13 protein-coding genes are annotated in these 15,592 nt (G+C 68.3%); 3 read left to right on the top strand and 10 right to left on the bottom strand.

Going from position 1 to position 15,592, the window contains the following annotated elements; genetic code table 11:
• Positions 1-187: 187 nt before the first annotated feature.
• The 7 genes from ACQ1W9_RS09420 to osmF all read right to left on the bottom strand — a co-directional run bounded on the left by ACQ1W9_RS09420 (position 188) and on the right by osmF (position 8,196).
• Entirely contained in the window at positions 188-1,852 is a 1,665-nt protein-coding gene (locus ACQ1W9_RS09420) for a dihydrolipoyllysine-residue acetyltransferase (protein ID WP_431026325.1), read from the bottom strand.
• Positions 1,853-1,875: 23 nt separating this feature from the next.
• The gene (locus ACQ1W9_RS09415; RefSeq protein ID WP_431026324.1) at positions 1,876-2,853 is read right to left on the bottom strand and encodes an alpha-ketoacid dehydrogenase subunit beta; all 978 of its coding nucleotides are present in this window, start codon (positions 2,851-2,853) and stop codon (positions 1,876-1,878) included.
• A 122-nt stretch (positions 2,854-2,975) separates the two neighbouring features.
• The gene (locus ACQ1W9_RS09410; RefSeq protein ID WP_431026323.1) at positions 2,976-4,166 is read right to left on the bottom strand and encodes a thiamine pyrophosphate-dependent dehydrogenase E1 component subunit alpha; all 1,191 of its coding nucleotides are present in this window, start codon (positions 4,164-4,166) and stop codon (positions 2,976-2,978) included.
• Between the two features lie 197 nt (positions 4,167-4,363).
• Positions 4,364-5,116, bottom strand: coding sequence for an ABC transporter permease (locus ACQ1W9_RS09405; protein ID WP_431026322.1), 753 nt, complete (start codon positions 5,114-5,116; stop codon positions 4,364-4,366).
• Entirely contained in the window at positions 5,113-6,066 is a 954-nt protein-coding gene (locus tag ACQ1W9_RS09400; RefSeq protein ID WP_431026321.1) for an ABC transporter ATP-binding protein, read from the bottom strand. The genes ACQ1W9_RS09405 and ACQ1W9_RS09400 overlap by 4 nt, the downstream gene beginning before the upstream one ends.
• A gap of 61 nt (positions 6,067-6,127) precedes the next feature.
• Positions 6,128-7,270, bottom strand: a complete 1,143-nt coding sequence (locus tag ACQ1W9_RS09395; protein WP_431026320.1) for an ABC transporter permease — start codon at positions 7,268-7,270, stop codon at positions 6,128-6,130.
• 23 nt (positions 7,271-7,293) lie between these two features.
• Complete coding sequence (gene osmF / locus ACQ1W9_RS09390) at positions 7,294-8,196, bottom strand: glycine betaine ABC transporter substrate-binding protein OsmF (protein ID WP_431026319.1); 903 nt, start codon at positions 8,194-8,196, stop codon at positions 7,294-7,296.
• Between the two features lie 44 nt (positions 8,197-8,240).
• Here osmF and ACQ1W9_RS09385 point away from each other — a divergent pair, with 44 nt between their 5' ends.
• Positions 8,241-9,329: a DUF1853 family protein gene (locus ACQ1W9_RS09385; RefSeq protein WP_431026318.1), complete on the top strand. Its 1,089-nt coding sequence runs from the start codon at positions 8,241-8,243 to the stop codon at positions 9,327-9,329.
• A gap of 85 nt (positions 9,330-9,414) precedes the next feature.
• Here the strand turns inward: ACQ1W9_RS09385 and cysS are convergent, their stop codons facing one another.
• Both cysS and ACQ1W9_RS09375 read right to left on the bottom strand, forming a co-directional pair.
• Complete coding sequence (gene cysS / locus ACQ1W9_RS09380; RefSeq protein WP_431026317.1) at positions 9,415-10,818, bottom strand: cysteine--tRNA ligase; 1,404 nt, start codon at positions 10,816-10,818, stop codon at positions 9,415-9,417.
• Between the two features lie 8 nt (positions 10,819-10,826).
• On the bottom strand, positions 10,827-12,506 hold the full coding sequence (locus tag ACQ1W9_RS09375; RefSeq protein WP_431026316.1) for a glutamine--tRNA ligase/YqeY domain fusion protein: 1,680 nt from the start codon (positions 12,504-12,506) through the stop codon (positions 10,827-10,829).
• Between the two features lie 165 nt (positions 12,507-12,671).
• Here ACQ1W9_RS09375 and ACQ1W9_RS09370 point away from each other — a divergent pair, with 165 nt between their 5' ends.
• Positions 12,672-13,169, top strand: a complete 498-nt coding sequence (locus tag ACQ1W9_RS09370; RefSeq protein WP_431026315.1) for a peptidylprolyl isomerase — start codon at positions 12,672-12,674, stop codon at positions 13,167-13,169.
• Between the two features lie 336 nt (positions 13,170-13,505).
• A complete protein-coding gene (locus tag ACQ1W9_RS09365) occupies positions 13,506-14,267 on the top strand; it encodes a UDP-2,3-diacylglucosamine diphosphatase (protein WP_346062317.1) in 762 nt (253 codons plus the stop codon).
• A gap of 291 nt (positions 14,268-14,558) precedes the next feature.
• On the opposite strand, the gene ACQ1W9_RS09360 is transcribed toward ACQ1W9_RS09365, so the two are convergent.
• Positions 14,559-15,590, bottom strand: coding sequence for a CobW family GTP-binding protein (locus tag ACQ1W9_RS09360; RefSeq protein ID WP_431026314.1), 1,032 nt, complete (start codon positions 15,588-15,590; stop codon positions 14,559-14,561).
• Between the last annotated feature and the right edge of the window lie 2 nt (positions 15,591-15,592).

Below are 15,592 nucleotides of genomic sequence, written 5' to 3'. Positions count from 1 at the left end.
ACCTCTCTGCCGAGGCTCGGGGCTACTCTGGGGGCAGGCCTTCGCGGGGCGCTGTAAACCCCTCCCTGGGCGCTACCGATGCCCTCCCTGGCATAGGACCCCCGCTCTGACCTGCCCCCAGCGCCCCTACGCCCTTCCAGCGGAGATCACCCTGCCTTTTTGCCTCGGATCTGACCCAAAGGGATACCTAGAGCGCCAATAGCAGGCTCTCGGGATCCTCCAGATAGCCCTTCCAGGCATTGGCGAAGCGGGCGATGGTGCCGCCGTCGATCAACCGGTGATCGCCGCACCAGGTGGCGGTCATGATCGCCCGGCGCACCACCTGGCCATCGGCATCGAAGCGCGGCAGCCACTGGGTCTTGCCGATGGCGACGATGGCCGCCTCCGGGGCATTGATGATGGGCACCGCATAGGTGCCCCCCAGGGCGCCGATATTGGAGATGGTCACGGTGCCGCCGGTGAGGTCCGCCTGGGCGACGCGCCCCTCCCGGGCCGCCTCGGTCAGGCGACTCACCTCGGCGGCGATCTCCAGCAGGCTCAGTTCCTCCACCCCCTTGACGTTGGGCACGATCAGGCCCGCCTTGCCATCCACCGCCATGCCCACGTTGACCCGGGGCAGGTAGTGGATCTCGGCGGCGGCCTCGTCCAGGCGGCTGTTGACGATCGGGTACTCCTGGGCCGCCAGGGCCAGCGCCTTCATAAAGAAGGGCATCAGGGTCAGGCGCACGCCGCGGGCCTCGGCCTTGACCTTGAGGCGTTCGCGCAGGGTCACCAGCTCGGTGACATCGAACTCGTCGCCATAGGCGAAATGGGGGATCGACTGGGCCGAGGCGACCATGCGCTTGGCCATGGCCGCCTGGACGCCGCGCAGCGGCTCCACCCGGACCTCGGCCTGTGGCTGCCCACCAGCCTGGGTCGAGGAGGGCGTGGGACTCGGCTGCGACGGGGCTGCCGGCTCGGCCTTGTCGTCACCCTGGGGCGCCTCCAGAAAGCGCAGCACATCCTCCTTGAGCACCCGCCCGTCCTTGCCGGAGCCGGGGATCGCCGCCAGGCTCAGGCCGTGCTCGCGCACCAGGCGGCGCACCGCGGGACTGGCGGGGGTCCGGCCATAGGGGCCCTCTCGTTTCGCTGGCCCCTGGGTCTCCTTGGCGGGAGTCGCCTTTTCCGGGGACGCCGGTACGCCCTGACGCTGGGCGGCGGTACCTTGGGCAGACTGAGGAGAAGCGGCCTCTCCCCCCTCCGGGAGATAGGCAAACAGCGGCGTATGCACCCGGGCCTTCTCGCCCTGGGCGTAGTGGAGCCGGGTCACTCGCCCCGCCTCCGGGGCGGTGATCTCGACCATCGCCTTGTCGGTCATCACGTCCACCACCGGCTGATCCTCGGCGACCGTCTCGCCCTCGGCGATGCGCCACTCGACGATCTCGCATTCGACGATACCCTCGCCGATATCCGGCAGGACAAAGTCCTTGTTGCCAGCGGTCGCCTCGCCGGCGTCGGCGGCTGCCTCGGGCGCCGCCGGGCCAGGCTCACTGGCCGGAGCCTTATCGGGCGTCACCGGTGTCTCCTCGGCTCGGGGTTCATTATGAGTTTCGCTTTGGGCCTCGCCCTCCGCCTCTCCCTCGGCAACCAAGGCGAAGAGCGGCGCATGCACCCTGGCGATCTCCCCCTCCCGGTAATAGAGCCGCGTCACCTTGCCCGCATAGGGGGCGGGAATCTCCACCAGGGCCTTGTCGGTCATCACCTCGGCCACCGGCTGATCCTCGCTGATGGTCTCGCCCTCGGCCACCAGCCACTTGACCACCTCGCACTCCACGATACCTTCGCCGATATCGGGCAGCATAAAATCGCTCATTGTCGCTCTCCTCGGATATCGGCCTAGAACTCGATGCTGGCCTTGATGGCCTCGACGATCTTCAGGTGATTGGGCAGGTACTCCTTCTCCAGGGTCAGGGGGAAGGGAGTATCCAGGCCGGTCACCCGCTGGATCGGCGACTCCAGGTAGAGGAAGCAGCGCTCGGCGATGGTGGCGGCGATCTCGCCGGCGAAGCCGCCGGTCAGCGGCGCCTCGTGGCTGATCACCAGGCGCCCGGTCTTGAGCACCGACTGGGCCACGGTCTCCACGTCCCAGGGCAGGATGCTGCGCAGGTCGATCACCTCGCAGGAGATGCCCTCCTTCTCGGCCAGCTCGGCGGCCTTCTCGGTGACCTCCACCTGGGCGCCCCAGGCCAGCAGGGTCACGTCGCTGCCCTCCTTGATCACCTCGGCCTCGCCCAGGGGCAACTGGTAGTCCGCCTCGGGCACCTCGCCGGTGGAGGCGCGATAGAGCCGCTTGGGCTCGAAGAAGAGCACCGGGTCGGGGTCGCGGATCGCCGCCAGCAGCAGGCCCTTGGCCTGATGGGGGTTGCGGGGCACCACGATCTTCAGGCCCGGGGTATGGGCGAAATAGGCCTCCGGCGACTGGGAGTGGTAGAGGCCCCCGGAGATGCCGCCGCCATAGGGGGCGCGAATGGTCAGGCCGCCCACCTCGAAGAGGCTGCCGGAGCGGTAGCGGAACTTGGCGGACTCGTTAACGATCTGGTCGAAGGCCGGGAAGATGTAGTCGGCGAACTGGATCTCCGCCACCGGCTTGTGACCCTGGGCCGCCAGGCCGTTGGCGAAGCCGATGATGCCCTGCTCCACCAGGGGGGTATTGAAGCAGCGCTCGCGGCCATATTTTTCCTGGAGATGGCTGGTGGCGCGGAAGACGCCGCCGAAGCCGCCCACGTCCTCGCCGAAGCAGAGCACCCGCTCGTCGCTGCCCATGGCGATATCCAGGGCGTTGTTGATCGCCTGCAAGAGGTTCATGGTCGGCATCTCAGGCTCCTCCCTGGTCGGCGGCGACGTCAGGGGCGCGCTTGGGATAGGCCTCCTGATGGCGGCGCACATAGACCATCAGGACGTTATTGATCGCCTGCAGCAGATTCATGGTCGGCATCTCAGGCTCCTCCCTGGTCGAGGCCCGGGGCACTCTTGGGATAGGCCTCCGGATGGCGGCGCACATGGGCCTCCAGGGCGTCGAGCTGCTCCTTGAGGCGCGCCGGCACCTCGGCGTAGACGTCCTCCACCAGGCTCGCCAGGGGCGGCGGCGGGCGCTTCTCGGCGCGCTTCATGGTCTCCAGTACCTCGCGACGCAGCGTCTCCTGGAGCGCCTTCTCCTCGTCATCGCTCCACCACTCCCGGGCCAGCATCCACAGGCGCATGCGATTGACCGGGTCCTTCTCCCGCCATAGCGCCTCCTCCTTCTTGCTGCGATAGCCGGAGGGGTCATCGGAGGAGGAGTGGGCCGCCAGGCGATAGGTCATGGCCTCGATCAGCACCGGCTGGTTTTGCTCCACGGCGATGCGCCGTGCCTCCCGGGTGGCGGCATAGACCGCCAGGACATCATTACCGTCGACGCGGATCACGTGCATCTTGTAGCCGAAGGCCCGGGGTGCCACCCCGTCGGCGGCGAACTGCTCCACCGAGGGGGTGGAGATGGCGTAGCCGTTGTTGCGGCAGAAGAAGATCACCGGCGCCCGGTGCACCGCGGCCATATTGAGGGCGGCGTGGAAGTCCCCCTCGGAGGCGGCGCCCTCGCCGAAGTAGGTGATGGTGCAGCGCCCCTGGCCGTCGAGCTTCTGGCCGTAGGCGTAGCCGGCGGCCTGGGGAATCTGGGTGGCCAGGGGCGAGGAGATGGTCATGTAGTGGAGCTTGGCGCTGCCGTAGTGGATCGGCATCTGGCGCCCCTTGCCGTAGTCCTCGGCGTTGCCGAATAGCTGGTTCATGAACTCGTCGATACTGAAGCCACGGTAGGCCAGGGCGCCCTGCTCCCGGTACTGGGCCATGATCATGTCTTCGTCGTCCAGGGCCGCGGCGCTGCCGATCACCGCCGCCTCCTCCCCGGTGCACTGCATATAGAAGGAGAGTCGTCCCTGGCGCTGGGCCGCCAGCATGCGCTCGTCGAGCACCCGGATCAGCACCATGGTGTGGTAGATGCGCCGGGCGGTCTCGCGATCGAGCTCCGGGGCCTGGGCGCCCTCGAAGAGGGTGCCGTCCTGCTGGAGCAACGCGAAGGTGGCGATGTGGAATTCATCGCCATCCATGAAGCGCGGCTCATGGATGACCTGGGAAGCCGTTGTTGTGGTCATGATCCTCTTCCTTGGGTAGTGGTGAGGAATCTCTCGCCCCTTGTGGGGGCAAGTGTCATCTTTACTCTAGTCAGCCGCCAGCGATTCGCTCCAGCGCTGGATCAACGACGCCGCAGTTGACGTTAACGTTAAGATAACCAGCCAATAGCGGCCCTGCCAAGAAAATTTTCCGGGATGTCGACCAAATGCCAGAGGATTCAGCGCCGACGCGGCGTCAGCGCCTCGAAGAGGCTGTCGAGGGCCAGGGCCAGGACGCCGATCAGCAACGCCCCCTGGAGGATATAGGCGCTGTTGCCGTTGACGATGCCGGCGATGATGGGATCGCCCAGGGTCTTGGCGCCGATGGTGGAGCCGATGGCGGCGGTGGCGATGCCCACCGTCACCGAGGTGCGGATGCCGGCCAGCATCACCGGCGCCGCCAGGGGCAGCTCCAGGCGCCAGAGGATCTGGCCCGGGGACATACCCATGCCCCGGGCCGCCTCGCGCACCGCGGGATCGATCCCCTCGATGCCGGCCAGGCCGTTGCGCAGGATCGGCAGCAACCCATAGAGCAGCAGGGCCACCACCGTGGGCAGGGCACCGAAGCCGAGGCTCGGCACCGCCAGGGCCAGCACCGCCACCGGCGGGAAGGTCTGCCCCATGGCGGCGAGCTGGCTGGCCAGAGGCAGGAAGTCGCGCCCCCAGGGACGGGTCACCACCAGGGCCGCCCCCACCCCGAGCAGGATCGCCAGCCCCGAGGCCACCCCTACCAGGGCCAGGTGGTTGAGCAACAGGGCGGTGAAGTCGTCCCGGGGGTAGATCACCACCCGGGCTTCGGGCGCCAGCCAGCGGAAAAAACCCTCGGCCCGGGGCAGCCAGGCCAGCAGCCCCACCAGCCCGGCGCCCCATAGCAGGGGCACCAGGCCACGCCGATAACGGCCCAGGGAAGGCGCCATCCCACCGGCGATCATGGGGTTTCTCCCAGCAAATCCATCAGATGCAGGCTACCGCATGCCCGCCCTCCTCCATCCACCACCGCCAGGCGCTCGACCCGATGCCAGAGCATCACCGACAGGGCCAGGCGCAGGTCCTCGTCGGGAGACACGGCGGGCTCGACCGGCAGGCGGGCGTCGACGGGACGCATCACCCGTGCCACCGGGGTCAGGGCGGCCCGCTTGAGGCCCCGGTCGCGGCCGCCCAGCAGGGAGGTCACGAAGTCATCCGCCGGTGCCGCCAGCAGCTCGTCGGGGCTGCCCTGCTGGACGATGCGCCCGGCGCGCATTACCACCAGGCGATCGGCCAGCTTCAGGGCCTCGTCCATGTCGTGGGTGACGAAGACGATGGTCTTGCGGATCCGCCCCTGCAGGCGCAGCAACTCCTCCTGGAGGCTCTCCCGGGTGATGGGATCCAGGGCACCGAAGGGCTCGTCCATCAGCAGGATCTCCGGGTCGGCGGCCAGGGCCCGGGCCACCCCCACCCGCTGGGCCTGGCCCCCGGAGAGCTGGGCCGGGTACTTGTCGGCGAACTCCGCCGGCGCCAGCCCCAGCAGGGTCATCAGCTCCTCGACCCGCTCATGGATGCGCGCCCGGGGCCAGCGGAGCAGCCCCGGCACCAGGGCGATATTGCGCGCCACCGTCCAGTGGGGAAAGAGGCCGGTGCTCTGGATGGCGTAGCCGATGCGCCGGCGCAGCCGCTGGGGATCGATCTCGCGGATCGGCCGGCCATCGATATGGATCTCGCCATCGCTATGCTCGATCAGCCGGTTGATCATGCGCAGGGTGGTGGACTTGCCGCAGCCGGAGGTGCCCACCAGCACGCAGAACTCCCCCGGGGCAATATTCAGGGAGATGGCGTCCACGGCGGTCTCGGTGCCGAAGCGTTTGGTGACGCCCTTGAGGGCGATACGGGGCGTCTCGGTCATCTGGCCTCCCGATGGGGCTGAGGGCGGGGGTGAGGCGCCAGGGCGCTAAACAGGGTGCCGGTCATCTGGCCTCCCGGGGGGAGTGAGTCAGTCGCGCCAGAGTGCTAAGCAGGCTATCGGCGGCCACCGCCAGGGCCAGGATCGGCAAGGCCCCCAGCAGCACCAGGTCCATGGCCGCCTGGCCCAGCCCCTGGAAGATAAAGGTGCCCAGGCCGCCGGCACCGATCAGCGCGGCCACGGCGGCCAGCCCCACGGCCTGCACGGTGGTGATGCGGATGCCCTCGAGGATCACCGGGGCGGCCAGCGGCAGGCGCACCCGCCAGAAGACCTGGGCCGGGCTCATGCCCATACCCCGGGCCGCCTCCACCACCCCCGGGTCCACCCCGTCGAGGGCCACCACGCTGTTACGAGTCATGGGCAGCAGGCTATAGCCCACCAGGGCGATCAGCGCCGGCGCCCAGCCGATGCCCTGCACCCCCAGCTCGCCGAGCCAGGCGTAGCGGGCGGCGAGCCAGGCCAGGGGCGCCAACAAGAGCCCGAAGAGCGCCAGGCTGGGAATGGTCTGGATCAGGCTGAGCAGGGCGAAGCCGCCGCGCCGCAACCGGGGAAAGCGGCGCATGGCCAGGGCCAGGGCGAAGGCCAGCAGCAGGCTCAGCCCCACCGCCGCAGACACCAGTAGCAGGTGATAGCGCAGGGCCTCGTGGAAAGCGCCGCTGCGGCTGGCATACTCGCGCATCAGCGCCAGGCTCTCCAGATGGCCGCCGGCCAGGGCCAGCGCCAGCGAGAGCAACGGCAACAGGGTCAGCCAGGTGCCGCCTTTCAGCCGGGCCTGCAGCTCCACCCAGATCATCAGCAGCACGAAGAGCAGGGTCCAGAAGCCGGCGCCCAGGGTCACCCGGGCCTGGGCGCCCGTCACCCGGTCGGCGGCGAAGGCGGCCAGGCCCCAGGGCAGTAACACCAGGGCCGCCACCACCAGGGCCCGGGCCAGGATCAGGGCGCGAATCGAGCCCCGCCAGGCGAGCGCCATCAACAGCAGCGGAAAGGCCAGGAGCGGCACGGCCCCGGGCCCCAGCCAGCCCCACGGACTCACCCCCTCCCCGGGCAGGATGCGGTTGGGGGCCACGCTGGCCAGGTCGAGCCCCAGCAGCGCGGCCAGCAGGGCCAGGCCGAGGACCAGCAGGACCCGATTGGCCGCGGCGGGCATTCCTTCCACCACCAGGCCGCGCCCTAGTCGGCGAGGCCGTCCAGGAAGTCACCGGCCACGGTGGCCGGATCGGCGCCATTGACCGCCACCTCGCCATTGAGGCGCTGCAGGGTCTCGAGATCCAGGGCCTCGAAGACCGGCCCCAGCAGGGACGCGATCTCGGGATGGGCCGCCAGCACCTCGCCGCGCACCACCGGCGCCGGCTGATAGACCGGCTGCACGCCCAGGGTGTCTTCCAGCACCACCAGGTCCAGGGCCTGGAGACCGCCATCGGTGCCATAGGTCATGGCGGCATTGACGCCATTGGTGCCCAGGGCGGCGGCGCGCATGGTGGCGGCGGTATTGCCGCCGGAGAGCACCACCAGTTGATCGGAATCGAGGTCGAAGCCATAGGCGGCCTGGAAGGCCGGCAGGGCCGCCTCCGATTCCACGAACTCGGCGCTGCCGGCGAAGACGAAGTCGCCGCCCTCGGCCAGGTAATCCGCCAGGTCCTCGAGGGTGGTGAGTCCCGCCTCCCGGGCCAGGTCACCGCGCACGCTGATCGCCCAGGTATTGTTGGCCGAGGCCGGGGTCAGCCAGACCAGGTCGTTGGCCTCCCGGTCGCGGTCGCGCACCGTCTCGAAGGCCGCCTCGGGGTCCTTCCATACCGGGCTGTCGGCCATATCGAAGAAGAAGGCGCCATTGCCGGTGTACTCGGGGTAGATATCGATCTCGCCGGCGCGAATCGCCTCGCGCACGATGCTGGTGCCACCGAGTTGCAGGCGACGCTGCACCTCGACCCCGCCGTTCTCCAGGGTCTGGGCGATCATCTCGCCGAGGACCGAGCCCTCGGTATCGATCTTGGAGGAGACGACGACCTGGGCCTGGGCGGCGGCGCTCCCCAGCAGGGCGGCGAGGGCGGCGATGGCGATCAGCGGCTTGTTCATGGCGCGATTTCCGTGCAGGGCGAGTGTGGTTCCAGTATAAGGAAATGATGAAACCCTGCCAGACCCTGGATCAACGGGATGCCATGGCCCTGGCCGGCCGCTACCGGCACCCCCTGGTACGCGACCTGGCCTGGCTCTGCCTGGCCCCGGATCTGCTTGCCCTGACCCGGCCCCGTCAAGCCCGCCTCGAGAAGCTTGGCCCGACCCGACCCGGCGGCCCCACTCTCGAGAAGCTTGGCCTCTCCCCGCCTAGCCTCGAGGCGCTCGTCCTGCCCTGCCCAGGCCGGCCGAGCCTCGAGGAGCTGGGCCTGGGCGACGGCGATCGCCTCGCCGCCTGGCTGGATGGCTGGGAGGCCGCGCCGCAGGCGCTGGAGGCCACCCTTGGCGACCCCCGCGGCCTGCGCCTGGGCCTCTACCACGAGCGCTTCTGGCAGTTCCTGCTGGCCCGGGCCCCGGGCACCGAGCTGATCGCCCATAACCTGGCGATCCACCGCCAGGGCCGTACCCTGGGCGAGCTGGACCTGCTCTATCGCCGCCGGGGCGACCCCAGGCCGATCCATCTGGAGGTGGCGATCAAGTTCTATCTGGGCCTGCCCGAGGGGCCCGGTGGCGAGACGCACCAGGCACGCTGGGTGGGGCCCGGCTGTGTCGATAGCCTGGCCAGCAAGCGCGAGCACCTGGTGCGCCATCAGTTGCCCATGGTGACGCGCCCCGAGGCCCGGGAGGCCCTGACGGCATGGCTCGGCGAGGCGGCCGGGAAACTCCAGCAGCGCCTGGCCATGCCCGGGGTGCTCTTCTATCCGTGGCACCACCCCCTGCCGCCGCCCGAGGAGGCCACTCCCGCGCATCTGCGCGGCCTCTGGCTGCCCTGGCGGGCCTGGCCGGCGCTGCGCGATACCCTGGCCGCGGGCACCCTGGCCTCGCGGCTGCACAAGCCCCATTGGATGGCCCTCCCCGGCCCCGACCAACTGGTGCCCTTGCCCGCCCTGGAAGCCCCCCTGGCCACTCACTTCGCCCGCCCGGCGGTGATGCCCCAGCCCCTGGTGCTCTATCATCAGGGAACTTGGCAGCGCCTCTTTATCGTCGGCGACGACTGGCCGCGCAAACTGCCCCTGCCGCCCTTTCCCCGTTGAGGTCCTAGCCGCTTCGAGCGTCGCCCCAATAAAAACGCCCGCCCCTGCGAAGCAGGAGCGGGCGCGTGTCACGGCGGCCGTTACCTCAGCCGTCGGCGTTCTCGGCTCCCTTGTCGAGGACCCAACTGGTCCCCTCCCGGGAGTCCTTGAGGACGATCCCCAGGGCGGCCAGCTCGTCGCGGATGGCATCGGCCCGGGCGAACTCCCTGGCCTTCTTGGCCTCGGCCCGCTCGGTGATGCGTGCCTCGATCTCCGCCTCGGGCAGGGGCAAGGCCCCGGCGCCCCCCTTGAGGAAGGCCGCCGGCGCCTGGGACAACAGGCCCAGCACGCCTCCCAGGCGCTTGAGCTCGAAGGCCAGGGCCGGGGCCTCGGCGGGGGCCTCCTTCTTGGCCCGATTGAGCTCCCGGGCCAGCTCGAAGAGTACCGAGACCGCCTCGGGGCTATTGAAGTCGTCATCCATGGCGGCGGTAAAGCGCGCCCGGAAGCGACCGTCCACCTCGCCCTCCCGGGCCTCCACCCCGTCCAGGGCGTTGTAGAAACGCTCCAGGGACTTGCGCGCCTCGGAGAGCGACTCCGGCGCGTAGTTGATGGGGCTGCGGTAGTGGCTGGCCACCAGCAGGTAGCGCACCACCTCCGGGTCGTGGTGCGCCAGCACCTCGCGGATGGTGAAGAAGTTGCCCAGGGACTTGGACATCTTCTCCTGATTGACCCGCACTGCCCCGGCATGCATCCAGGTGTTGACGTAGGGCTTGCCGGTGGCCGCCTCGGACTGGGCGATCTCGTTCTCGTGGTGGGGGAAGGTCAGGTCCGGTCCGCCGCCATGGATATCGAAGGTCTCCCCCAGGCAGCAGGTGGACATGGCCGAGCACTCGATATGCCAGCCGGGACGCCCCTCGCCCCAGGGCGAGGGCCAGCTCGCCTCACCGGGCTTGGCGGCCTTCCACAGCACGAAGTCGAGCGGGTCCTCCTTGTGCTCGTCCACCTCGATACGCGCCCCGGAGCGCATCTCGTCGAGATCACGGTTGTTGAGCTTGCCGTAGCCCGCGAATTGGCGCACCCGGTAGTAGACGTCGCCGTTGTTCGCGGCGTAGGCATAGCCCTTGTCGATCAGGGTCTCGATCATGGCGAGGATCTCGCCGACATGACCGGTGGCCCGGGGCTCGGCGTCGGGGCGCAACACGAAGAGCCGCGCCTCGTCCTCGTGCATGGCAGCGATCATGCGCTCGGTGAGGGCGCCGATGCTCTCGCCGTTCTCCTCGGCGCGGCGCAGGATCTTGTCGTCGATATCGGTGATATTGCGCACATAGGTGACGTCATAGCCACGATGGCGCAGATAGCGGGTAATCACATCGAAGGCCACCATCACCCGGGCATGGCCCAGGTGGCAGTAGTCATAGACGGTCATGCCGCAGACGTACATGCGCACACGGCCCGGTTCGATGGGGGTGAAGGCTTCCTTGCGACGCGTCAGGGTGTTGTAGATCTGCATCCGGTTCCTCAGCCCTTTTTCTGAATCTTGGCCCAGCTGTCCTTGAGGCCCACGGTGCGGTTGAACACCAGTCGGCCCTCGGCGGCGGCGTGGCGATCGGCACAGAAGTAGCCGACTCGCTCGAACTGGAAGCGACTCTCGACGCCGGCCTCCCGAAGGCTCGGCTCGCCGATGGCCTGGCAGACCACCAGGGACTCGGGATTGAGGTGCTCGAGGAAGTCGGCGTCCTTGTCCTTGTCCGGCTGTTCCACCTGGAAGAGGTTGTCGTAGAGACGTACCTCCATGGGCACGCCATGGACGGCGCTGACCCAGTGGATCACCCCCTTGACCTTGCGCCCTTCCGGGTTCTTGCCCAGGGTGTCGAAGTCCACCGAGCAGCGCAGCTCGGTGACCTCGCCGGCGCCGTTCTTGATCACCTCGTCGCAGCGGATGACGTAGGAGTTGCGCAGGCGCACCTCCTTGCCCGGGGCCAGGCGGAAGAACTTCTTCGGCGGCTCCTCCATAAAGTCGTCCTGGTCGATATAGAGCTCCCGGGTAAAGGGCACCTTGCGCACCCCCAGGTCGTCCCGGGCCGGATGGCCGGGCACCTCATAGACCTCCTCATGGTCCTCCGCCACATTGGTCAGCACCACCTTCAACGGCTTGAGCACCGCCATGGCGCGGGGCGCGTTGTCCTCCAGGTCGGCGCGAATGGCGTGGTAGAGCATGGCGATATCCACCAGGCCGCCGTCGGCCCGGGTCACCCCGATCATCTCGCAGAACTTGCGGATCGACGCCGGCGTATAGCCGCGGCGGCGCATGCCGGAGATGGTCGGCAGGCGCGGGTCGTCCCAGCCGTCGACGATGCCCTCGTCCACCAGCAGCTTGAGCTTGCGCTTGGAGGTCAGGGTGTAGTTCATGTTGAGCCGCGCGAACTCGATCTGGCGCGGCTTGACGGGGACCGGCAGGTTGTCCAGGAACCACTCGTAGAGGGGACGATGGTCCTCGAATTCCAGGGTACAGATGGAGTGGGTGACCCCCTCGATGGCGTCGGACTGGCCATGAGTAAAGTCATAGGAGGGGTAGATCTTCCACTTGTCGCCGGTCTGGTGGTGATGGGCGTGGCGAATCCGGTAGAGGATGGGGTCGCGCAGGTTGATATTGGGCGACGCCATGTCGATCTTGGCGCGCAACACCTTCTCGCCCTCGGCGAACTCGCCGGTGCGCATGCGCTCCAGCAGGTCGAGGTTCTCCTCCGGACTGCGTTCCCGGTAGGGGCTGGGCCTGCCGGGCTGGGTCAGGCTGCCGCGGTATTCGCGGATCTCCTCCGGCGAGAGGTCGTCCACATAGGCCTTGCCCTCGCGCACCAGGTGCTGGGCCCAGGCATAGAGCCGGTCGAAGTAGTCGGAGGCATGACGCACCGGGCCGGCCCAGTGGAAGCCCAGCCACTCCACGTCCGCCTTGATGGCGTCGATATAGGCCTGCTCCTCCTTGGTCGGGTTGGTGTCATCGAAGCGCAGGTGGCAATCGCCGCCGAACTGCTCGGCGAGGCCGAAGTTGAGACAGATCGACTTGGCGTGCCCGATATGCAGGAAGCCGTTGGGCTCCGGCGGGAACCGCGTGACGATCTTGCCGGTACGGCCGGCCTCGATCTCGTCGCGGATCTGATTGCGAATGAAATTCGGCGCGCTGCTACTCTCTGTGCTCATAGGGGTGCGGGGACCTCTCGATTGGACGGCGGGCCTGACGATGCGCAGACTCGAGGGACAGCGAAGCCCGTCGGCGCTTCGCGCATCGCGGCAAAAGCGCTATTATAGCGTGACGCGGTGGCGCCACGCCAAGGCACCCCTTATATGGAAACTAGGAACGGATCGATGATCATTCTGCAGACCAATTTCGGTGACATCACCCTCGAGCTCGACCATGACAAGGCGCCCGCAACCGCGGCCAACTTCGAACAGTATGTGCGCGACGGCCACTATGATGGCACCCTCTTTCACCGGGTCATCAGCGGTTTCATGATCCAGGGCGGCGGCTTCGACACCGACTTCAACCAGAAGCCGACCCGCGACCCCATCCAGAACGAAGCGGACAACGGCCTGACCAACGTCGCCGGCAGCATCGCCATGGCGCGTACCCAGGACCCCCACTCCGCTACCGCCCAGTTCTTTATCAATGTCGCCGACAACGACTTCCTCAATCACAGCGGCAAGAACCTGCAGGGCTGGGGCTATTGCGTGTTCGGCCGCGTGGTGGACGGCATGGACGTGGTGGAGCGCATCAAGGCGGTGGATACCACCCGTCGCGGCATGCACGCCGATGTGCCCGCCGAGGACGTGGTCATCCAGCGCGCCTACCTGCAGGACACCTGAACTCGCCTCGCCCCATAACGCCCGCCCCGTGCGGGCGTTTTGCTCTAGGGCCAACATCATTGGCAAAGCCAGGGGCGCTGGGGACAGGCCGAAGCGAAGCGTCTTTTTCAGGGGTGAGGAGGATTCCTCCGAACGGGTAGGCCATGGATGGCCTACCCCGGCCCTGCAAGCGAAGCAGGATTGCGTAGCTTCGCAGGAAAAAGTCGAGCGCCCAGGGAGGGGTTCACAGCGTCTTCGCGGAGCGCCTGTCGCCAGGTTAGCCCCGGATCTCGACGAAAGCAGTTCACCACTTGCCATTGCCCTAACAACCTTGCCCACTTCGACCCGAGATTAGCCATGAGCACCCTGCTGATTTCCGATCTGCATCTACAGCCCCAGGCCCCCGGGATCACCGCGGGCTTCCTCGCCTACCTGGAGCGCGCCCGGGGGGCCGAGGCCCTCTATATCCTCGGCGACTTCTTCGAGGCCTGGATCGGCGACGACCTGCTGGCCCTCGGTGATGCCGACCCCAGCGGCCACGCCGCCCTCGCCGCCGAAGTGGCCCAGGCCCTCAGGCGCCTGGCCGAAAGCGGCACCGCCCTCTACCTGATGCACGGCAACCGCGACTTCCTGCTCGGCGACGACTATGCCGCCGCCTGCGGCGCTACCCTGCTGCCGGATCCCAGCGTGGTGGAGATCGATGGCCAGCGCATCCTGCTGATGCATGGCGACAGCCTGTGCACCCGGGACGAGGCCTATATGGCCTTCCGCGCCCAGGCCCGGGATCCCCGCTGGCAGGCACAAATCCTCGCCATGCCGATCCCCGAGCGCCTGGCCCTGGCCCGGCAGTTGCGGGATCGCTCCGGCGAGGCCAACTCCAACAAGGCGGAGGACATCATGGATGTCACCCCGGACGAGGTGGTACGGGTGATGCGCGAGCACGGGGTCACCACCCTGATCCATGGCCATACCCATCGCCCGGCGCTGCATCCCATGGAACTGGACGGCCAGCCGGCCCGGCGCCTGGTGCTGGGCGACTGGCAGCCCACCAAGGGCTGGGAGATCCGCCTGGAAGCGGGCCAGCCGCCCAGGCTAAGAGACTTTCCCCTCGATGCCTGATGGCTAAAAACGGTCCGCCCCAAGGCGGGCCGTTCATCCCTCCGCGCTCTTAGTCAGGCGACACGCCTCCCGCAGGGCGGTGATCGCTTCCGTTTCGGGCAGACGTCCACCCTCGCCGATAAGCTTCAGTCGGCCGAATGGAAGAGTCGGCGCCAGAATGCCTAACTTCCCGGCACTGCCGACAGCCGACACGCCTCCAGCAAGCGCTCTCTATCTCCTCCACCTCGGGCAGACGCCCCGATTCGCCGATAAGCTCCAGGCGGCCGAATGAGAGAGTCGGCGCCAGAGTGCCTAACTTCCCGGCACTGCCGACAGCCGACACGCCTCCAGCAGACTCTCGATCTCCTCCACCTCGGGCAGGCGGCCCGACTCGCCGATGATCTCGAGACGAGAATCCCTTCGCCAGGCACTCTCCGTCAAACTGACCCGCCCCTCGGCGCGGTTATAGAGCCACCAGCCGGCCTCGGCACGGATCACCGCCTTGATACGCAGCTCCCCCGCCAACTCGCCGAGGCCATGACTGAGGCGATCCAGATCGAAGACCTCGTCCGGGTGCCAACGCCAGCCCAGGCTCACATGCCCCAGGGACTCGCCGCGCTGGAATAGCGGCCGCCCCGGCTCGGGCTCTCGCGCCTCCTGCGGTTCTTCCTGGCGACCGGCCAGCGGGGCTAATGCCTGATGCGCCGCCGGCCGCTCGTCATGGCGCTCGTCCCGGGGCAGGCTGTCGAAGAGCAGCGCGCCCGGCAGGCGCCCGAAGGGGGCCTCGCAGATCCAGCGCTTGGGGGGCCAGAGCGACTCCAGATGCCGCCGTGCCTCGAGGCGTTGCGCCTCGCTGGCCTGATCCACCAGGGTCAGGGCCACCCCGTCGGCCAACGCCAGCTGGTCGTGGAAGGTAGCATTGGCCTGGACCCGGGGCTCCTCCAGGCGCCGCGGATCGAGCACCGCGATCACCTCCTTCACCTCCAGCACCCCGGCGAAGGCCTCGCCGCGCAGCAGATCCAACAGGCCGGCGGGGTGCCCGAGCCCCGACGGCTCGATCAGCAGGCGATCGGGACGATGACGATGCAGCAGGTTGACCAGGGAGGCCTGGAGCACGAAGGCCAGTTGACAGCAGAGACAGCCCCCGGGCACCCCCTTGACGATGATCTCGTCACTGGCCTCGAACATCGCCTGGTCGATCCCCACCTGGCCGAACTCATTGACCACCACCGCCCAGCGCTCGCCGACGGGCTTGAGCTTGAGCAGCTCGTGGATCAGGGTACTCTTGCCGCTCCCCAGGAAGCCGGTGACCACGTGCACCGGTATCGGCGTGACGATCCGCATGA

Source organism: Halomonas sp. H5 (genome assembly GCF_050613175.1).
Taxonomy (GTDB): Bacteria; Pseudomonadota; Gammaproteobacteria; order Pseudomonadales; family Halomonadaceae; genus Bisbaumannia; species Bisbaumannia salifodinae.
The sequence above is the reverse complement of the archived record's forward strand: the minus strand, read 5'-3'. Positions and strand labels throughout refer to the sequence as shown.